Source organism: Pseudomonas sp. B8(2017) (genome assembly GCF_002113575.1).
GTDB lineage: Bacteria > Pseudomonadota > Gammaproteobacteria > Pseudomonadales > Pseudomonadaceae > Aquipseudomonas > Aquipseudomonas putida_Z.
In genome coordinates, this window is the sequence record NZ_NEIO01000016.1 from 32,551 (window position 1) to 52,234 (window position 19,684).

Genomic DNA, 19,684 nt, shown 5'->3' on the forward strand with positions numbered 1-19,684 from the left:
GATAGTCAAAGGGGTGGGGCAACACCCGCATTACCCGATCAAAGGCAACTGGCAAGGACACGTACCAGTTTCTGGGCTCGCGGGTCCATGAGCACATAAGGGCCAAGGGTATTGACCACGAAACCGAAGGCCACATCGTGTTCCGGGTCAGCGAAACCGACCGAGCCGCCGGCGCCTGGGTGGCCGAAGGCGCGGGGCCCGAGGCCGAAGGTGGCATTGGCCACGTCGGGCTGGTCGAGCATGCAGCCCAGGCCAAAACGGGTCTGGGTGAGCAGGGTGCGATCCTGGCCGAGGCTGTGCTCACGGGTCAGTTCGTCGAGCAGTTCGGATTCGAGCAGGCTGCCGTCCAGCAACCCGGCATAGAAGCCCGCCAGGCTGCGCGCATTGCCATGGCCATTGGCCGCTGGCTGCTGCATGCGCCGCCACTCCGGCTTGTTGGTACTGGTCAGGATCGCCGGCGGGTTGGTGAAGGCACGGGTCGACAGGGCCTCGGGCTCGCGCATGGTCACCTGCAGCAGACGCTGCGCCGCAGCGTCCCCGGCGTTGCCCTTGCCACGGGCGATGTGCGCCACGCGATAAAACTCATCGTCAGCCAGGCCGACATGAAAATCCAGCCCCAACGGCCGAGCGGTACGGGCCACGATCGAGTCGCCGGGGCCACGGCCGTCGGCACGGCGGATCAGCTCGCCGATCAGCCAGCCGTAGGTAATGGCGGCATAGCCGTGCTCGGTGCCGGGTGTCCACCAGGGCGTTTCGGCAGCCAGCGCATCGACCATGGCCTGCCAGTCATACAGCGCTTCGGCCGGCAGCAGCTCACGGATGGCCGGCAAGCCGGCACGGTGGCTGAGCAGCTGGCGCAGGGTGATCGCCTGTTTGCCTGCCTGGGCGAACTCGGGCCAGTAGTTGGCCACCGGCGCATCGAGGGCCAGCTTGCCCTCGCCGACCAGTTGCAGGGCGGTGACAGCGGTGAAGGTCTTGGTGCAGGAGAACAGGTTGGCGATGGTATCGCTGTGCCAGGCCTGCTGGCCGTCCTTGTCGGCACTGCCGGCCCACAGGTCGACCACGGTTTCGCCACCAACCTGGATGCACAGCGCGGCGCCACGCTCCTGGGGATCATCGAACAGCGCGGCGAAGGCTTCGCGCACTGCTTCGAACTTCAGCTCATAGTGACCCTGGATCTGCACCCGCTGTTCTCCGTACGACCAATTCCGAAAATGGTGTGCATTGTTTCAGTAGTTGCGTGTTTTGCAAACTGGCTTGGGCCAAGTGGTCGCGACGAATGGCAGCCAGGACGAACGGTGCCCCTGTAGGAGCGGCCTTGCGTCGCGATGGGCTGCGCAGCAGCCCCGGCAATTTGTGCATTGCGGCTGAGATCCTGGGGCTGCTGCGCAGCCCATCGCGACACAAGGCCGCTCCTACACCAGACCGCGTCAGCCGGTTGCTAGGGCGCCGGCTTTTCCAGTAGGGCGCGCAGCTGGCTCATTGCCTGCAAGTTGCTCTTGCGCACGGCATCGACAAACCCCGGATATGGCATATCGGTGATCGCCACCAACCCGAGGTGGCCGTTCTCGCCATCGAGCAGGCGGCCGCTGGCCGGCTGGTCGAGGTACTGGAACCAGTGCGCGCCAACGATCATCGGCTGCGCCAGGGCCGCCTTGAGGAAGTTGCCGTAGGCCGGGCCACGGTCTTCTTCCCGCGCCACTTCCAGCGGCCCCGGCCAGAACGGCCCGCGATCGCGCGAGCCGAACTGGAACTCGGACACCAACACCGGCTTGTCCAGCTCGGCCAGGCGGGCGAAGTCGTAGCCATCCTGCGGCTTGAGGGTATAGAAGTTGAAGCTGAGCACATCGCAGAACTCCGCGCAGGCCTTGACCGCCTCCGGCGTGCTGACGGCATAGCGGCCCCCCAGCAGCAGGTGATTGGGCGCATGCCACTTCAACGAGTCGGCAATGGTCCTGAAGTAGGTTTCGGCGAACACCTGCTGGAAGTGCTGGTAGTCACGCTCGATTTCCGGATGCTCCGGGTCGGGCAACGGTGCCTCGAAGCCCGGGTCCTCCATCAGTTCCCAGGCGGTCAGCTCGATGCCCCAGGCCTTGGACAGCCCTTCCTGGTTGCGGTACTTGTCACGCAACTGCTTGAGGAAGGCGCGCTTGGCCGGTACATCGGTGGTCAGGCGCAAGGTACCGTAGGCCAGGCCGTAACGCGCCTTCGGGTCGCTACCGGGGGCGGCCCAGGCCAGTTCGTTGTCGGCGAAATAGCCGATCAGCCAGGGGTCGTCACGGTGATCGCGGGCGGCAATGGCCACGGCGCGCTCGGTAGCCATGGCAAAACGCGGGTCGAACGGGTCGGGCATGCGGCCCCACCAGTCCATGCCGGTGCTGATGCTGGCGTAATCCCCCACGATCGATAGCGGCAAGGTGTACGGCATGCGCCTGGCTTGGCCCAGGGCCGGCTCGCTCCAGTTGCCGACCGTGTTGAAACCCCAGGCCTGCAGGCGGTCGAGCGCATGCGCCTGCCAGCGGGCGGTATCCAGCGCAAATGGTGGGCAGTTGGCCGGCTGCCCTTCTACCGCAGGCGGGCAGGGTTTGCCATAGGTGCGCTGCAGGTTGGCGGCATAGAAATCGAACCAGCGCCCCTGTTTGAAGTTGCGTCCTTGCGACGAGGGGTTGCCGTCGTCGTTGTTGCCTTCGCCATAGAATGCGGCCAGTGCATCACCCTCGCCCGGCAACGCCTTGAACATCCCTTCACGCCCGGCGACGTAGGTACGCCCGCCATCCGCGGCCACGGCATTCACCCCCAGGGAATAGAACGGATGCCCCTCGGGCGTTACCAGGTACCAGCGGCCGTCACGCTTTTCGGTGCGGAAGAAGCCTTTGGCCTCGAACGCCGGCCCGGCCAGCAGGCCACCGTATGCATCCAGCTGCTGCTTGCCACGCTCTGCCAGCCAGCCTTTGAGCTGTTGCTGCTCGCGTGCATCGGCCGCCTTGAGCTGCTCGTCATTGGCAACCTTTTCAGGCCAATGGCCGCGGGTGGACTGGCCATAGGCATCGATCAGCTCATGGTAGGCCGCCTTGTAGGCCTGGTCGTCATCCTGGATGCCGACCCGCTCGATCAGCAGGTTCTGCGCCACCTTGGGGTTGGGGATACTCAGGCTGACCGACGTCACCTGCTTGAGGTCGACCGCGCCGGCGCTGCTGGTCAGCAGCAGGCGCTGGCCGCCATGGTTCCAGGGCATGGGCGGGCCGGCACGCATGCCCTGGCTCAGCGGCGAGCTGGCCCTCAGCGGTACCATCACGGTTTGCGCAGGACCGGCCGGAAGGTCGATGCGACTGGTCAACGTGCGGCCATCACTGCCCTGCACCATGACGTCCACGGTCAGCGCCCAATCCATCGCGCTTTGCAGGCGCAAGGTCAGAAACTGACCGCCGGACCAGTCCCACACACCGCTTTGCGGGCTGAGGCGCAGGGTCGGCCGCTGGGCCGGATTGAACACCACGCGCCGCAACACTTCGCCTTCGGCCGTCTGCTCCGCGTTGTACTGCGGCATGCCGGCATCCTCGGTCGCCACGTTGACCACCGAGGCCGGGCGCACGAAGCTGAACAGCGTCTGCTGCCCAGCCAGCAAGGGCGAGCTGAACAACAGGGCGAAAATGGCGGGCAGGGTACGGCGGACCATAAGGCTGGGGCTCTCCTTCAGGGCCCTCATGGCCCACGACTGAGTAATGGACATCGCGCCGGAGCAAGTGTGCTCCGGCGGTCAGGAAATCTCCCGCCGGAACGGCGGCAGCGCATTGAGAATAGCCTTGCCGTAGCGCTGGGTGACCAGGCGCCGGTCAAGCAAGGTGATGACACCGCGATCCTGTTCGGTTCGCAGCAGGCGGCCGCAGGCCTGGATCAGCCGCAGCGAGGCGTCGGGCACGGCAATTTCCATGAACGGGTTGCCGCCGCGAGCTTCGATCCACTCGGCCAACGCCGCTTCGACCGGGTCGTCGGGCACGGCAAAGGGAATCTTGGCGATCACCACGTGCTCGCAGTAGGCACCCGGTAGGTCGACACCCTCGGCAAAGCTGGCCAGGCCGAACAGCACGCTGTGCTGGCCATCGTCGACCCGCGCCTTGTGCTTGTTAAGGGTTTCCTGCTTGGACAGGTTGCCCTGGATCAGCACCAGCTTGCGCCAGTCACGGTCCAGGCCATCGAACACGTCCTGCATCTGCTTGCGCGAGGAGAACAGCACCAGCGCGCCGCGGGCATCTTCGACGATGTTCGGCAGTTCGCGGATGATCGCTGCGGTATGCGCCGCCGCATCCCGCGGGTCGGCCTTGAGGTCGGGGACCCGCAGCAGGCCGGCATCGCCATGCACGAACGGGCTGGGCACCACGCAGGTGACCGCGTCACGCGGCAACCCCGAGCGCATGCGGAAGCGGTCGAACTTGCCCAGCGCGGTCAGCGTCGCCGAGGTCACCAGCGCGCCATGGGCCACGCTCCACAGGCTGCGGCGAAGCATTTCGGCGGCCAGGATGGGGCTGGCGTTGACTTCGATGTCGAACAGCGCACCGCTCTCGGCCAGGGTCAGCCAGCGGGCCATGGGCGGGCTGTCTTCCGGGTCTTCGGCGGTAAAGGCCGTCCACAGCTCCCAGTTGCCCTGGGCACGGGTGACCAGGCTACCGAACAGTGGGTACCACTCCTCGGCCTGGTGGCTGGCGATGCCGATGTTGACCTCACCATCCATGCCTTCCTTGAGCAGGTCGGCCAGGCGGGTGAATAGGTCGTTGAGGCGGGCAAAGCCCTTTTTCAGCTCGATGCCCACTTCGCGAATCTGCTCCGGCACCACGCCACCTTCGAAGCGGTAGCGCGGGCGCTCACGGCCTTCGTTGTCCTCGCTGGGGCGGAAGTCGGCAACCTGCTCGCACAGGGTGAACATGAACTGCTGCTGGGTGCGCACTTCCCGCGCAAGCTCCGGCACCTGTTCGATGTACTTGCCCAGGTCACCGGGCAGCGGGTGCTGGGCCAGCAGCTTGGTCAGGTTCTTGGCGGTCTGTTCCAGCCAGTCGGCAGTGGAGCGCAGGCGCGAATAGTGGGCGAAATGGCCGATGGCCTTGTCCGGCAGGTGGTGGCCTTCGTCGAACACGTACATGGTGTCGCGCGGGTCGGGCAATACCGCGCCGCCGCCCAGGGCCAGGTCGGCCAGCACCATGTCGTGGTTGGTGACGATCACGTCGACCTTGCCCATGCCTTCGCGGGCCTTGTAGAACACGCACTGCTGGAAGTTCGGGCAATGACGGCCGGTGCACTGGCTGTGGTCGGTGGTCAGACGCGCCCAGTCCTGGTCTTCCAGGGCTTCGGGCCAGCTGTCGCGGTCACCGTCCCAGCGGTTGCCGGCAAGCTTCTCGATCATGCTGTTGAACAGCTTCTGGCTGCGCTCGTCGACTTCGATGTGAAAGCCTTCTTCCTCGAACAGCTGGGCGGTGGCCGATTGGGCGTGGCCTTCCTGCAGCAGGATGTCGAGCTTGGACAGGCACAGGTAGCGGCCACGGCCCTTGGCCAGGGCGAAGCTGAAGTTCAGCCCGCTGCTGCGCATGAGGTCGGGCAGGTCCTTGAAGACGATCTGCTCCTGCAGCGCCACGGTGGCGGTGGCAATCACCAGGCGCTTGCCGGCGGCCTTGGCGGCCGGAATGGCAGCCAGGCTGTAGGCCACCGTCTTGCCGGTACCGGTGCCCGCCTCCACTGCCACCACGGCAGGCTCGCCGGCACGGCGGCCTTCTTCGTCGCAGGCGATGTCGCCGAGCACCTTGGCCACTTCGGCGATCATCAAGCGCTGGCCATAGCGCGGCTTGAGGCTCTTGGCTTCGAGAAAACGCGTATAGGCGCCCTGGATGGTGGCTTTGAGTTCGTTGCTGATCATGGTCTGCAGGCGCCCGGCGGGCTGGATATATTTTCAGTGTTTCGCATGGGGCGGCTATCATACCCCGCTATTGCCCTTTATGCCGCATGGAGATCCGGATGCTTGCCTTTGCCCTGCCCTACACACTGCATGTCCTGGCCGCCCTGGTGTGGGTCGGCGGCATGTTCTTCGCCTGGCTGGTGCTGCGCCCGGCAACGGTTGCAGCCCTTGAAGGGCCTGCCCGGCTGCGCTTGTGGGTGGAAGTTTTCCGACGCTTCTTCGGTTGGGTCTGGCTGGCCGTGGCGATTTTGGCGATAAGTGGTATCGGCATGTTGCACATGCGCTTCAGCGGCTTCGAGACTGCACCGAAGTATGTGCAGGTGATGATCGGTGGGGGCATCGCCATGTTTGCCCTGTTCATGCGCATCCAGGCGTTGCTGCTGCCGGAGTTGAGGGCGGCGGTGCAGGCCGAGGACTGGCCGGCAGGTGCGGCAGTGCTGGGGCGGATTCGGCGGATGGTGGGGATCAACCTGCTGCTGGGCCTGGCGGTGGTAGCCGTGGCCAGTTCGCGGCTGATGCTCTGACAGGATCTGCGCGGCCCCTGTAGGAGCGGCCTTGTGTCGCGATGGGCTGCGCAGCAGCCCCGGCAATTTGTGCGAAGGCGCTGAAATCCTGGGGCTGCTGCGCAGCCCATCGCGACACAAGGCCGCTCCTACAGGGGGCGCGGCAAGGCTTCAGAGGCGCTGCAGAATCAGCTCACCTGCAGCCCCGGCCAACCCAGGCTGGCCCGGCTGCCCCGGCCGGCCGTTGGCGCCGGCGTCTGTGCGGTACACCAGGCAACCCTTGCTAGCCCCGCCCTTGCCGGCCTTGCCTGCAGCCCCGGCCTTGCCCGGTGCGCCGCCGTCCAGGCGCACCACGATGCGTTCTTGCGGGAAGCCCTGCGGCACGCTCAAGCGGATGCGCCCACCCGGCGCACCATCGTGCCCGTTGCCGCCGTCATCGCCATTGGCACCGCGGCTGGCCTGGCCCCAGGTGCAGCCACCGGCCTGGCCGTTGGCGCCATCGAGCCCCACGTACCCCGGCGCACCGGCACCGCCACGGGCATCGATGGCCAGGCGCTCGGCATCCACTTCAGCCAGTTTCAGGTCCAGGCTGCGGCCCGACCGGGCTCCCCGCTGGTAAGTACCCGCCGCTCCCGGCGCACTGAATTCGCTACCCTCACCCAGCCGCGCACTGCGCGCCTCGATCAGCAACGGGCTATCGGAAGGTGCAATGGCGATACGTGCATCGCGCCCCAACTCCAGCTGGTCGACCTTCAACTCAGCGAGCGTGGCAGGCAGCAGCAGGGTTGCGGCATCGGCGACACGCAACTGTGCCAGGTGCACGCTTGCCGACTTGTCGGGCAGGCGCAGCATGGAATTGGCAGCGACCTCCAGGCTTTCGGCCTGGGCCAGGGGAACGGCCAACATGGCCAGCAACATCAGATTACGCATTTCGCGGCGCCTCCTGCACACGGGGGATGGACATGACATGGAAGATACCCGTCAACAGGATCTGCAAACGATCGAACCAGCGGTGGCTGCGGCCGCGCAGGCTGCCATTGAAGAACAGCACTTCGAGCAGGTGCAGGCCCAGCAAGGTGATGCCGGCGGCGTTGATCAGCAGATTGAAGGGCAAGGGTTGTGGCATCAACTGATTGAACAACACCACACCCCAGAAAGCGACTGTCAGGACCTTGCCCAAGCCCAGGATGAACTTCATATCCCGCCCCCATGGATTGTTGTTATGTCGAGACAGCCCGTTCGAGCGGGCCGTGCGACCAACATTAACTGCAATGTCAGGACAGGCGCCAGCACCACTCAGTTGAGGTGCAGTTCCACCCGTCGGTTGCGGGCGCGGCCCTCCTCGCTTTCGTTGTCGGTGAGCGGTTCACTCTCGCCGCGCCCCTGGCTGGTGACCTTGCCCGCCTCCAGCCCCTGGCTGATCAGGTAAACGGCCACGCTGCTGGCGCGGCGTTCGGAAAGTGCCTGGTTGTAGCTGTCGGAGCCTACGTTGTCGGTATGCCCGATCACGCTCACTTTCGCCACCGTCGGTGAATCGAGCTTCGCCACCAGGCCTTGCAGGCGCTGCTGGGCCGCCGGGGTCAGCTCGGCGGAATCGAAGGCGAACATCACCGCGCCGTTGTCATCCAGGATGATCACCTCTGGCGACGGTTCAGGTTCAGTGGCAGGCGGCGATGCGGGGTACACCTTCAACGGGCAACCCATGTGGTCGACCGCAGTGTTGGCGGGGGTATCGGGGCAACGATCGCGGCGGTCGAAAATACCGTCGCCATCTTCGTCGCCATCCTGGGCGTAACAGATCAGGCCCCCGGCAATGGCGCCAAGGGCACCGCCGCCAGCCGCCCAGCTCGAACTTTCGATGGCGCCCAGGCCACCACCGACCAGGCCGCCGAGCAGGCTGCAGATGGGCCAGGTCCTCTGGTTGAGCGGCGCGCCGCCATCGCTGTGGGTGGCGCAGCCCGCGAGCAGGCTGGCAGCCACCAACAGCGGCAGCGCCGCCTTCGACGTCACACTCATGCTGAATGCTCCTGTGTCATTGGCCACGGACGGTTGACCGCCGTGAAGGCGCGCCCGTGCCACTGCTCAAGGCACGGGCGCACGCCGCTCTACCGCTGGATCTTGATCTCGGTACGGCGGTTCATGGCGCGCCCATCGGCCGTGGCGTTGTCTGCCACCGGCTGGGTTTCACCGGCACCGACCACCGAAACGAAGCTGCTGCGCGGCACACCGCTCTCGACCAGGTAATCGGTCACCGAGTGGGCACGGCGCTCGGACAGTTTCTGGTTGTAGCTGTCGGAGCCGACGCTGTCGGTATGGCCGCTGACGCTCAGGCGGGCGGACGGCGCTTCCTGTTTCAGGCGCGTGGCAATGGTGTTGAGGCGCTCCTTGTCGCTGGCGGTCAGGCGCGCAGAGTCGAACTCGAAGTGCACATCGCGGATGACGATGACTTCTTCCTTCTGCACCACCACTTCCTCGACCACCGCGGCCGGCTCTGGCGGGCAGCCGTTGGCATCGACCTGCACACCGCGCGGGGTGCCTGGGCACTTGTCACGGCTGTCCGGCACGCCGTCGCCATCCTCGTCGCCATCGCCATGGGCCCAGCAATAGCCCGCCGCCAGGCCACCGCCCAGCAACGCGCCCCAACCAGCCCAGCTGGAGCTCTCGATGGCGCCCAGGGCAGCGCCGCTTACACCCCCGACGGCGGCACATTTCGGCCAGTCGGTCTTTTGCAAACCTGCACAACCAGTCAACACACTGGTGAGCAGAACCAGGGGTATCGCTGTGCGTACTATGCTCATTTCATTGCTTCTCCTAGGGGGAATCGGCATAAGGCCGATTTCAGGGAGTAAAGACCGAGCATCTGATCCCTGCCACCAATAAGCCACGACACAGTCACATGCCTCTTTGCCCGCACGCTGCGGCCCGCTAGTCTTGGACGACTTCAACGAGGATTGCCAATGACCGACGGTTTTTCCCAGCGCACCCCGCAGCAGGCCCTGGCGGCCCTGCTCGAGCGCTTCACCCCGCAACGCCTGCTGCTGGTGGGCACGCGCTTCCCGGCGCTGGACGCCTTCGCCCAGGCGCACCCACAGGTAACCATCGCCACGGCCGCCCCAGGCCCGCTGCCGGCCGAACTGGCAGCCCAGCGCTTTGACCTGGCGGTACTGGTGGACTGCCTGGAGCACCTGCCCAAACGCACCGGCCTGGAATTGCTCGGCGGCATTCGCAACCTCAATGCCAGCCGGGTCGCGGTGCTGGCCGACCTGGCCGCCTGTGGCTGGCAAGACACCGATTTCTTTGCCCTGGCCCTGTCGGCCAGCGAGAAATTCCGCCGTGACCAGCAGGTATTGAGCCTGTTCACCTATGATTTACATGACTACAAGCAGGTACCGGACTGGCTGAATGCCAAGTTCTGGGCCAACCCTGAAAACTTCGGCAAGTACTGGTGGTGATGATGAGTGTCTCGGTCTGCCCTTGTGGCAGTGGCAACCTGCTCGACGCCTGCTGCGGGCATTACCATGCCGGCACCCCGGCACCGGATGCCCAGGCGCTGATGCGCTCACGCTACAGCGCTTACGTGCTGGGCCTGGTCGACTATCTGGTGGCCACCACCCTGCCCGCCCAGCAAGCCGGCCTGGACCGTGCCGCCATGGCCGCCTGGAGCGCCCAGAGCACCTGGCTGGGCCTGGAGGTGGAAAGCGCAGAGGTGCTGGGCGGCCAGCCGGAGCACGGTTTTGTCACCTTCACTGCACGCTGGCACGACCAGGAGGGTGACCATCAGCACCGCGAGCGCTCGGCATTCGTCCAGCATGCCGGGCGCTGGTACTTCATCGACCCCACGGTCGGGCTCAAGGCCGGGCGCAACGACCCCTGCCCCTGCGCCAGCGGCCAGAAGTTCAAGAAATGCTGCGCCAGTTACGTGGGTAGCTGAACATGATCGCCCGCACCCGCCCGCTGCTGCTCGCCACCTTGATGGCATGGCTGGCACTGCTGGCGGGCTGCGCCAGCTGGGGCAGTGACGACTGGCGCGAACCCGAGGTGCACCTGGTCGAGGTGGAGACGGTCAAGGCCAGGTTGCTGGAGCAGGAGTTCGTGCTGCATCTGCGAATCGACAACCCCAATGACAGCCGCCTGTTCATCCGCAACCTGTCGTATGCCATACGCCTCAACGACCTGTTGCTGGTGCAGGATGAAACCAGCGTGTGGCGCAGTGTCGGCGGGCATGCCCAGCGTACTTTCAAGATCACCGCGCGGACCAACCTGTGGCAGCACCTGAAACCACTGGCCAAGCTGCTGAAAAGCGAACAACCGCTGCACTACAGCCTGCAGGGCGAGCTGGCGACCGGGTTGCTCATCCATCGGGACCTGCACTTGTCGCGCAGTGGTGAGATAATCCCCGGCGATTACAACCCGGAGTAACCCTGCAATGTCCCAGCAACCCCACGTTCATGGCCCTGACTGCAACCACGATCATGATCACCACCACGATCATGGCCATGTACACGGCCCGCACTGCAACCACGGCCACCAGGAGCCGGTACGCAACGCCCTGAAGGACGTTGGCCGTAACGACCCGTGCCCGTGCGGTAGCCAGAAAAAGTTCAAGAAGTGCCACGGCGCCTGACCTGAACAGCACTTGCGCGTCCCTGCCGCGGGCCGCGCAGTGGGTAGCCGGGGCCTAGCTGGCCCTGGCAGGCCCTGAAACCTTGCGCTGCAGCACCCCTGCGGTAGCCATGAGCAGCACGATGCACAGGGCCATGCAAATGGCATTGGTGCCATCCCAACCGACCGTGCCCAGCAACAGCGACGGGCTGAATGCGCCAATGGTCGCGAACACCGCGATGGCCAGATCGTTCTTCCCCTGCATCTGCATCGCTGCCGGGCTGTTTTGCAGCGTCTGCGCCAACAGCGCCCCACCGCCCACGTAGGTCAGGTTCCAACCCAGGCCCAGGGCTATCAGTGACAAGGTCATCATCGCGTAGCTGTGCGACCACATGTTCATGGCCGTGCAACCGATCAGCAGGCCCAGGCCGAGACAGATGGTGGCCCTGATGCCGAGCTTGTGGATGATGGCGCCGGTGAAGAACGACGGCGCAAACATGGCAATCACATGCCATTGAATCGCCAGGCGAACGTCGGAAAAGTCCTCATGCATGTGTTTCATGTGCATGGACGCCTGGATCATCAGCAAATTCATGATCCCATAGCCCAGCGCGGCCACTGCCATGGCCACGGCAACCACCGGGCTCAGCGGCTCGGCGGTGGTGCCAGCCGGTTTCGCTGCACGGTCGTTACTGGCGGTGCCGGTATCGCCGGGCAGGCAGGCCGCTGTCAGCAACGACATCACCGCCAGGCCGACAAAAGCGGCGTAGCACAGCGAAAACAGCGGATATCCACCAACGTCCCTCAACCACTCGGTGAGCGCCGGCCCGACCACGGCGGCGATCACCCCACCGGCCACCACCAGGGAAAGCGCCTTGGGCTTCAGGTTCTGGGCCAGATTGTCGGTGGCCGCGAAGCGGTTGAAGTTGGCAAACGCAATGTAGATGCCCAATGCCGAATGGCTGATCACCAGCATCGGGAACTGCTGGTACTGCACCGCCAGGTAACCACTGATGCCAGACACCGCCAAAGGGATCGAGCCCAGCATGAAGGCGCGCTTGCGGCCAATACGGCTCATCAGCCTGGAGACCGGATAGGTGGCCAGCATCAGGCAGAGGAACTGGAAACCATAGGGCACGGTGGACCACGTGGCGGCAGGCGCCAGCGCCGCCCCGACAATGGCCGCCATGGTCACGGACATGACCGCAGTCGTCAGATTGATCGATTGCGCGGTGAAATACAGGTACGTGCGCCGCGGAAGTGTGCTCGACATAGCGTGTGCTCACGGTTGGTGGACGGGTCGATTCGGCATTGGGAAAGATGCCGACAGGTGCATGGTCGCATCTGCCGCGCCCTGAAATTCGAACAGTCGACGCGCTTTCCGGTTAACTGTTAGGCTGTTTTTTCTAACAGCTGCTGGACCCGCCATGCGCCCGCACAGCCTTAATGACCAGTTGAAACAGCGCCTCGAAGCCGGCGAATGGCTGCCCGGCCAGCGCATGCCGTCCATCCGCAAGCTGACGGCGGCGGTTGGCTGCAGCTACCACGATGTCGTCTCCAGCTATGCCCGGCTGGTCAGCGAAGGTGTGTTGACTGCCATTCCTGGCCGCGGCTACTTCGTCGCCAGCCACACACGGCAAGCCAGCGCGGTGGATGCGCCCGCAGGCATGGCCGGCGACCCGCTGTTCAAGCTGCTGCAGGGTGGCCAGCACTACATCAAACTGGGCAGCGGCTGGCTGCCACCCGCCTGGCGTGACACCGAGCTGCTGGCCAAGGCGATTCGGCGCACGGCGCGGCTGGAGCAGAGTTCGCTGGCGGAATATGGCGACATCCAGGGCTACCTGCCCATGCGCAAACAACTGTGCGTGCACCTGAAGCGCCTGACCCGTGTCGATGCCCGGCCAAGCCAGTTGCTGACTACACTGGGCGCCACACAAGCGCTGGACCTGGTGGCGCGGATGTTGATCAAGCCAGGCGATCACGTGTTCGTCGACGAGCCCGGCAACGGCAACCTGATCAAGCTGATCCAGTTGGCCGGCGGCCACGTGGTCGGGGTGCGCCGAACCCAGGACGGACCAAGCGTGGAAGACATGCAGGAGCACCTGGCCAGGCACAAGGTGAAGGCGTTCTTCTGCAACAGCACCTTCCACAACCCGACCGGCGGCAACATCAGCCCGCACAATGCCTTTAGCGTCCTGCGCCTGGCGGTGGAACACGACTTCTTCGTGGTCGAGGACGATGTCTACGGCGACTTCAGCCCGGGTGTGCGCCAGACCTTTGCCGAACTGGACAACCTTGAGCGGGTCATCTACATCGGCAGCTTCTCGAAATGCCTGTCCGCTTCATTGCGCGTGGGCTACATCGCCTGCTCGGCAGAGCTGATAGAGCCGCTGACGCGCCTGAAGCTGCTGACCTGCGTGGCGGTGCCGGCGTTTTGCGAACGCTTCGTCAACACCATCTTGTCCGACGGCACCTATGCCCGGCACATGCAAGACCTGCAGCAGCGCCTGATCCGGCAGCAGGCGCAGACCCAGCAGTTGTTGCGGGCGCGTGGCTGGCAGTTCGACATAACGCCCCAAGGCGGCATGTTCCTGTGGGTCTACCACCCCGAACTGGCCGACCTGCAGCCTTTCATGCGTCGCCTGGAACAGACCAAGGTGCTATTGATGCCAGGCTCGGCCTTCGCCGTCAGCCGTGACTATCAACGCCTTGCTCGCATCAATTGCACGCACTTTTCCGACGCCGTGGCCGAACATTTCAAGGTTTGAGTCGGCACTGGCAAATAAACCGCCCAGGGACCTTGCACGGCGCCTGCGCGCTCACTACCTTAGCGCCTTTCGAAACCCGCCACGCCTTGCAGGAGCCCTTGTCATGGCCGCCCCCGCCTTTCCTCCATTCCGCCCGCGGTTCGCAACCGCTGCCACGCTGCTCGGCATGCTCGGGCTGGCCGGCTGCCAGACGGGCGGCTACCAGGGCAGCGTGCCACCGACCAGCGGCGTGCAGCCGCTCAAGGGCCTGGCGCAGAACGTCTCGGTACGGCGCAACGCAATGGGCGCACCACTGATCGAAAGCAGCAGCTTCCATGACGCCCTGTTCAGCCTGGGCTATGTGCATGCCGGCGACCGCATCGAGCAGATGGTCGCCATGCGCCTGCTGGCCCAGGGCCGCCTGGCCGAACTGGCCGGCAGCGACGCGCTGGACATCGACCGCCTGATGCGCGCGGCCAACCTCAAGCAGAGCGCCGCCCAGCAGTACGCCGACGCCTCGCCACGGCTCAAGCGCTTCTTCGAAGTGTATGCACGCGGGGTCAACGCTTACCTGTTCCGCTACCGCGACAAGCTGCCCGCCGGCCTGGCCAGCAGTGGCTACCGCCCCGAATACTGGAAGCCCGAAGACTCGGCGCTGATCTTCAGCCTGTATGCGTTCAGCCAGTCGGTGAACCTGCAGGAAGAACTGAGCGCCCTGACCCTGGCGCAGAAAGCCGGCAGCGACAAGCTGGCCTGGCTGCTGCCCGGTGCCCCGGACGAGCCGTTGGCCGAAGCCGAAGTGGACAAGCTCAAGGGCCTGAACCTCGCCAGCCAGTTGCCGGGGCTGCCGGCCCTGGCAGCTGCCAGCCAGAAGCTGGCCGACCTTGACCTACTGGGCAGCCCGGGCTCGGCCAACCTGGCCCTGGCGCCGCAGCGCAGCCGCAGCGGCAAGAGCCTGCTGGCCAGCGACAGCCGAGCCGCCTGGGCCCTGAGCCCGGTACAGATCCACACCGGCAAGTACCAGGTCGCCGGCCTGTCGTTGCCAGGCCTGCCGATCGTGCTGGCCGGCTACAACGGCAAGCTGGCCTGGAGCAGCAGCGCGGTCATGGCCGACAACCAGGACCTGTACCTGGAGCAACTGCGCCACCAGGGCAGCCAGCTGAGCTACCTGGCCGACGGCAAATGGCTGCCGGCCCGCGCCCGTAGCGAAACCTTCTTCGTCCGCGGCCAGCGCCCGCTGCGCGAGGTGATGTACGATACCCGCCACGGCACCCTGCTGGCCCAGCCAGACAATGCCAGCCTGGGCCTGGCGCTGAACCTGCCACAGTTCAAGGGCGACCGCAGCCTGGATGCGCTGTTCGACCTGACCCGTGCCAAGAGCGTGGAGCGTGCCTTCGACAGCACCCGTGAAGTGACCGCCGCCGCCCTCAACTTCGTCTTCGCCGAACCCGAGCACATCGGCTGGCAAGTCAGTGGCCGCTACCCCAACCGCCGCGAAGGCCAGGGCCTGCTGCCCTCGCCGGGCTGGGACGGGCGCTACGACTGGGACGGCTATGCCGACCCGATGCTGCACCCTTACGACCAGGACCCGCCCGCCGGCTGGATCGGCCACGCCAACCAGCGCAGCCTGCCGCGTGGCTATGGCATGCAGCTGTCCAGCACCTGGTACTACCCCGAGCGCGCCGAGCGCCTGGCCCAGCTGGCCGGCAATGGCCGCCACGACAGCCGCAGCCTGATGGCCCTGCAGAACGACCAGACCACACTGCTGGCCGACAAGCTCAAGCAGATGTTCGACGCCCCGGGCATGGCCCAGCCGCTCAAGCAGGCGATCGACGCCCTGCCCGCCGCACAGCGCGACAAGGCCAGCGACGCGCTGGCCCGGCTCAAGGCCTTCGGTGGCCGCCTGAGCCCGGTATCGGCCGATGCCGCACTGTACGAACTGTTCCTCCAGGAAGTGGCCCGGCAAACCTTCCTCGACGACCTGGGCCCGGAATCCGGCCCGGCCTGGCAGGCTTTCGTCAGCAATGCGCGGTTGTCGTTCTCGGCGCAGGCCGACCACCTGCTGGGCCGCGACGACAGCCCGTTCTGGGATGACCGCAGCACGCCGCAGAAAGAAGACAAGCCGGCAATTCTCGCCCGCAGCCTGGCTGGCGCGGTGGATGCCGGCACCGCGCAACTGGGCGCCGACCGCCGCGCCTGGCAGTGGGGCAAGCTGCACCAATACCGCTGGCCTGCACCGGCCTACCATGGCCTGGGCGACGCCCTCGGCCGCTCGCCGCTGGCTGCCGGTGGCGACTTCACCACCCTGGCCCTGACGCCATACGCCTGGGGCAGCGACTTCGACACCCGCCTGCCGGCCTCGGCGCGGATGATCGTCGACTTCGGCCAGGCCGAGCCGTTGCAGGTGCTGACCAGCAGCGGGCAGTCCGGCAACCCGGCCAGCACGCATTACAGCGACGGGCTGGATGCCTGGTTCAAAGGGCGCTTCATGAGCCTGCCACTGCAGCAGCAGAACTTCGGGCGGGCGTATGGCAACCAGCGTTTGACGTTGGTACCTGGGCGCTAGTGGAGCCTTTCCTGCTTACCGGCAGCCGCCCAGCTACCTAGCATCCTCGGTGCCGCACTGTTCCCGGACAGGTGCGGCACACTTTCCATCAAGAGGATGATGAACATGGCTACAGAAACCCTGAAAATTGAAATTTCCTGGCCTGATACGCTCAAAGTTCCAGCTGGCGCTACCGTCAATGCACAACTTTGGGTGGGAACCGCAATCGCCGACTACCGCATGATCAGCGACGGAGATGCCTGCGCCCCTGCGGTTACTTCACCCGTCACCCTGGAAATCACTTACGACACCGAGGACCTGCTGCCAAACAGCGTCGATACCACTTGGGATCACTTCCGTGCTTCGCCATATCTGATGCATGACGGCAAACGCCTGAACATCGCCCGCGTCGCCAAGATCTGTATCGAAGAAGCCCGAAAAACGGGCTGGAAGGTCGCTATTTCCTGACGCGGGTCTGGCAGCCCTCGAGAGGGCTGCCTCACACATAGAACTTGTCGCGGGCCTCGACACTCTGACCTAGCAAGCCCTACTCCAGACGTTGAGCCATGGACCTCGTCATCGCCCGCCCCGAAGGCCTGTACTGTCCGCCCGGTGATTTCTACATCGACCCCTGGCGGCCAGTGGAGCGTGCCGTCATCACCCACGGCCACGGCGACCATGCCCGCGTCGGCAACCGCCATTACCTCACCGCCGCCCCAGGCGCCGGCATCCTGCGCAGCCGCCTGGGCCAGGACATCAACCTGCAAACCCTGCCGTACGGCGAACGCCTGCTGCACCATGGCGTAACCCTGAGCCTGCACCCGGCCGGGCATGTACTGGGCTCGGCGCAAGTGCGCCTGGAGTACCAGGGCGAGGTCTGGGTCGCCTCCGGCGACTACAAAGTGGAACCCGACGGCACCTGCACGCCGTTCGAACCGGTGCGCTGCCACACGTTCATCACCGAATCGACCTTCGGCCTGCCCATCTACCGTTGGCCCAGCCAGGGCGAGATCTTCACCGGCATCAATACCTGGTGGCGCGCCAATAGCGAACAGGGCAAAGCCAGCGTGCTGTTCTGCTATGCCTTCGGCAAGGCCCAGCGAATCCTCCACGGGCTGGACGCCAACATTGGTCCTGTCCTCGTGCATGGCGCTGTCGAACCACTCAACCGGGTGTACCGGGACGCTGGCGTCTACCTTCCGCAAACCCGCTATGTCGGCGATATCCCACGCAACGACCCGCTGCTGCGCCAGGCACTGGTCCTGGCACCGCCTTCGGCGGGTGGCAGCAGCTGGATGCGCCGTTTCGGCGACTACAGCGATGCCTTTGCCAGTGGCTGGATGCTGTTGCGCGGCACCCGCCGCCGGCGCGGGGTAGACCGAGGTTTCGTGCTCTCGGACCATGCCGATTGGCCGGGGTTGCTCTGGGCCATCGGCCAGACTGGCGCAGAACGCGTGATGGTCACCCATGGCTCGGTCAATGTGCTGGTGCGCTACCTCATCGAACAAGGCCTCGATGCCCGCGCCTTCGTGACCGAGTACGGCGAGGAAGATGACGTGGTAGCCGCGGAGCCAGACGCATGAAAGCATTCGCCGAGCTGTACCTGAGGCTGGATGCGACTACCTCCAGCACTGCAAAGCTCACGGCGCTACGCGACTACTTCAGCACCGCCCCGGCTGGGGATGCCGCCTGGGCGGTGTACTTCCTGGCAGGTGGCCGCCCTCGCCAACTGGTGCCTACACGCGTGCTGCGGGAGCTGGCCGGCAGATTGGCGGGGCTGCCTGACTGGCTGTTCGAGGAATGCTACCAGGCCGTTGGCGACCTGGCCGAAACCATTTCCCTGCTGGTACCGGAAAGCCACCACCCTGGCGACGAGGGCCTCGCCCGCTGGGTCGAAGCGCATCTGTTGCCATTGCGTGGCCTGCCGGTCGAGGAGATCCAGCAACGCCTGCCACCTCTTTGGGCCCAGTTGGACCGCCCCAGCCTGATGCTCTGCCTGAAACTCATCACTGGCAGCTTTCGCGTGGGGGTATCGAAGCTGTTGGTCACTCGCGCCCTCGCACAACTGGCCGGGCTGGATGCCAAACGCGTGGCCCAGCGCCTGGTTGGCTACACCGACATCAGCCACCGCCCGACGGCAGCCAGCTATCAACGGCTGATAGCCCCGGAATCAGACGATGAACATAGCCAGCGTGGCGGCCAGCCCTACCCGTTTTTTCTGGCCCACCCCCTGCAGGTACCAACCGACCAGCTCGATGCACTGCTCGGGCCGCCAAGCGAATGGCAGATCGAATGGAAATGGGACGGCATTCGCGCCCAGGTGGTCAAGCGCGAAGGCCAGCTGTGGGTCTGGTCGCGCGGTGAGGAACTGGTCACCGAACGCTTCCCCGAATTGCACAGCCTGGCGCAGACGCTACCCGACGGTGTCGTGCTCGATGGCGAGATCCTGGTGTGGAAACCCGGCGGCTCAGCGGCTGAACTGGCTGTACAACCCTTTGCCATGTTGCAGCAGCGCCTGGGTCGCAAGACCTTGGGCAAGAAGCTGCTGAGCGACGCGCCGGTCGTGCTGCAGGCCTACGACCTGCTGGAATGGCAAGGCGAGGACTGGCGCAGCCGGCCGCAGCATGCACGCCGCCAACAGCTGGAACACGTGCTTGAGGAGCACCCATTGGCCCCGGTGTTGCTCTCGCCTCTACTCGAAGGCCGGGACTGGGCCGACCTTGCCTGCCAGCGCGAACAGTCCCGCAGCCTGGGGGTGGAAGGGCTGATGCTGAAACAGCGCGAGGCCTTGTATGGCGTGGGGCGCACCAAGGACATGGGCACCTGGTGGAAGTGGAAGATCGACCCGTTCAGCGTCGATGCCGTGCTGATCTATGCCCAGCGCGGCCACGGCCGGCGGGCCAGCTTGTACAGCGACTACACCTTCGCCGTGTGGGACGCGCCAGCCGGTACGCCGGGGCGGGCACTGGTCCCCTTTGCCAAAGCCTATTCAGGGCTCAGTGACGAAGAGATGCGCAAGGTCGACGCCATCATCCGCAAGACCACGGTTGAAACCTTCGGGCCGGTGCGCAGCGTGACGCCGACGCTGGTGTTCGAGCTTGGCTTCGAGGGCATCGCGCTGTCCAGGAGGCACAAGAGCGGCATTGCCGTGCGCTTTCCGCGGATGCTGCGCTGGCGGCTGGACAAGCCAGTGGAAGAAGCGGATGACCTGGCTACATTGCAGGCGCTGCTGGCCTGAAATCAATTCGATACCGGGTTGGCTTTTTCGCGGGCTCGCCCGCTCCCACAGGTTCATCACAGGCCCGAGGATTGTGAGGTTCCTTGTGGGAGCGGGCGCGCCCGCGAA

The 19,684-nt window shown here is 65.4% G+C and carries 18 protein-coding genes; 10 read left to right on the plus strand and 8 right to left on the minus strand.

Translation table 11 applies throughout. From position 1 onward, the window contains the following. Nucleotides 1–38: 38 nt before the first annotated feature. From CAG22_RS20205 to dinG, 3 genes are all read right to left on the minus strand, one after another. The gene (locus tag CAG22_RS20205) at nucleotides 39–1,184 is read right to left on the minus strand and encodes a serine hydrolase domain-containing protein (RefSeq protein WP_085706031.1); all 1,146 of its coding nucleotides are present in this window, start codon (nucleotides 1,182–1,184) and stop codon (nucleotides 39–41) included. Nucleotides 1,185–1,441: 257 nt separating this feature from the next. Next, a complete protein-coding gene (locus CAG22_RS20210; RefSeq protein ID WP_085706032.1) occupies nucleotides 1,442–3,676 on the minus strand; it encodes a beta-galactosidase in 2,235 nt (744 codons plus the stop codon). 81 nt (nucleotides 3,677–3,757) lie between these two features. Further along, nucleotides 3,758–5,902 carry an ATP-dependent DNA helicase DinG gene (gene dinG, locus CAG22_RS20215; RefSeq protein WP_013973931.1) on the minus strand — a complete coding sequence of 715 codons (2,145 nt, stop codon included), beginning with the start codon at nucleotides 5,900–5,902 and terminating at the stop codon, nucleotides 3,758–3,760. A gap of 98 nt (nucleotides 5,903–6,000) precedes the next feature. Between dinG and CAG22_RS20220 the strand changes: the two genes are divergently transcribed. Continuing rightward, nucleotides 6,001–6,465, plus strand: a complete 465-nt coding sequence (locus CAG22_RS20220; protein WP_003258897.1) for a CopD family protein — start codon at nucleotides 6,001–6,003, stop codon at nucleotides 6,463–6,465. A gap of 150 nt (nucleotides 6,466–6,615) precedes the next feature. Here the strand turns inward: CAG22_RS20220 and CAG22_RS20225 are convergent, their stop codons facing one another. From CAG22_RS20225 to CAG22_RS20240, 4 genes are all read right to left on the minus strand, one after another. Next, nucleotides 6,616–7,374 (minus strand): collagen-like triple helix repeat-containing protein, encoded by a 759-nt coding sequence (locus CAG22_RS20225; RefSeq protein ID WP_075046127.1) that lies wholly within the window; start codon nucleotides 7,372–7,374, stop codon nucleotides 6,616–6,618. Next, entirely contained in the window at nucleotides 7,367–7,642 is a 276-nt protein-coding gene (locus CAG22_RS20230; protein ID WP_025340369.1) for a DUF1145 domain-containing protein, read from the minus strand. Before CAG22_RS20230 ends, CAG22_RS20225 begins: the two co-directional genes overlap by 8 nt. A gap of 98 nt (nucleotides 7,643–7,740) precedes the next feature. Beyond that, a complete protein-coding gene (locus CAG22_RS20235) occupies nucleotides 7,741–8,460 on the minus strand; it encodes an OmpA family protein (RefSeq protein WP_085706033.1) in 720 nt (239 codons plus the stop codon). Nucleotides 8,461–8,549: 89 nt separating this feature from the next. Then, the gene (locus CAG22_RS20240; protein WP_025340371.1) at nucleotides 8,550–9,242 is read right to left on the minus strand and encodes an OmpA family protein; all 693 of its coding nucleotides are present in this window, start codon (nucleotides 9,240–9,242) and stop codon (nucleotides 8,550–8,552) included. Nucleotides 9,243–9,401: 159 nt separating this feature from the next. Here CAG22_RS20240 and CAG22_RS20245 point away from each other — a divergent pair, with 159 nt between their 5' ends. The 4 genes from CAG22_RS20245 to CAG22_RS20260 are packed head-to-tail and all read left to right on the plus strand — an operon-like array spanning nucleotide 9,402 to nucleotide 11,068. Beyond that, entirely contained in the window at nucleotides 9,402–9,896 is a 495-nt protein-coding gene (locus CAG22_RS20245) for a DUF6231 family protein (RefSeq protein ID WP_025340372.1), read from the plus strand. 2 nt (nucleotides 9,897–9,898) lie between these two features. Continuing rightward, nucleotides 9,899–10,375, plus strand: a complete 477-nt coding sequence (locus CAG22_RS20250; protein WP_015271542.1) for a YchJ family protein — start codon at nucleotides 9,899–9,901, stop codon at nucleotides 10,373–10,375. 2 nt (nucleotides 10,376–10,377) lie between these two features. After that, the gene (locus tag CAG22_RS20255) at nucleotides 10,378–10,863 is read left to right on the plus strand and encodes an LEA type 2 family protein (RefSeq protein ID WP_085706034.1); all 486 of its coding nucleotides are present in this window, start codon (nucleotides 10,378–10,380) and stop codon (nucleotides 10,861–10,863) included. Between the two features lie 7 nt (nucleotides 10,864–10,870). After that, nucleotides 10,871–11,068 (plus strand): SEC-C metal-binding domain-containing protein, encoded by a 198-nt coding sequence (locus tag CAG22_RS20260; RefSeq protein ID WP_003258907.1) that lies wholly within the window; start codon nucleotides 10,871–10,873, stop codon nucleotides 11,066–11,068. A gap of 54 nt (nucleotides 11,069–11,122) precedes the next feature. On the opposite strand, the gene CAG22_RS20265 is transcribed toward CAG22_RS20260, so the two are convergent. Beyond that, nucleotides 11,123–12,319, minus strand: coding sequence for an MFS transporter (locus CAG22_RS20265; protein WP_025340374.1), 1,197 nt, complete (start codon nucleotides 12,317–12,319; stop codon nucleotides 11,123–11,125). A gap of 154 nt (nucleotides 12,320–12,473) precedes the next feature. Between CAG22_RS20265 and CAG22_RS20270 the strand changes: the two genes are divergently transcribed. From CAG22_RS20270 to CAG22_RS20290, 5 genes are all read left to right on the plus strand, one after another. Next, on the plus strand, nucleotides 12,474–13,814 hold the full coding sequence (locus tag CAG22_RS20270) for a PLP-dependent aminotransferase family protein (protein WP_085706035.1): 1,341 nt from the start codon (nucleotides 12,474–12,476) through the stop codon (nucleotides 13,812–13,814). 103 nt (nucleotides 13,815–13,917) lie between these two features. Beyond that, nucleotides 13,918–16,359 (plus strand): penicillin acylase family protein, encoded by a 2,442-nt coding sequence (locus CAG22_RS20275; RefSeq protein ID WP_085706036.1) that lies wholly within the window; start codon nucleotides 13,918–13,920, stop codon nucleotides 16,357–16,359. Nucleotides 16,360–16,464: 105 nt separating this feature from the next. After that, on the plus strand, nucleotides 16,465–16,806 hold the full coding sequence (locus CAG22_RS20280; protein ID WP_085590203.1) for a hypothetical protein: 342 nt from the start codon (nucleotides 16,465–16,467) through the stop codon (nucleotides 16,804–16,806). A gap of 98 nt (nucleotides 16,807–16,904) precedes the next feature. Beyond that, a complete protein-coding gene (locus tag CAG22_RS20285) occupies nucleotides 16,905–17,921 on the plus strand; it encodes a ligase-associated DNA damage response exonuclease (RefSeq protein WP_085706037.1) in 1,017 nt (338 codons plus the stop codon). Then, entirely contained in the window at nucleotides 17,918–19,576 is a 1,659-nt protein-coding gene (locus CAG22_RS20290; RefSeq protein ID WP_085706038.1) for an ATP-dependent DNA ligase, read from the plus strand. The genes CAG22_RS20285 and CAG22_RS20290 overlap by 4 nt, the downstream gene beginning before the upstream one ends. The last annotated feature ends 108 nt before the right edge of the window (nucleotides 19,577–19,684 follow it).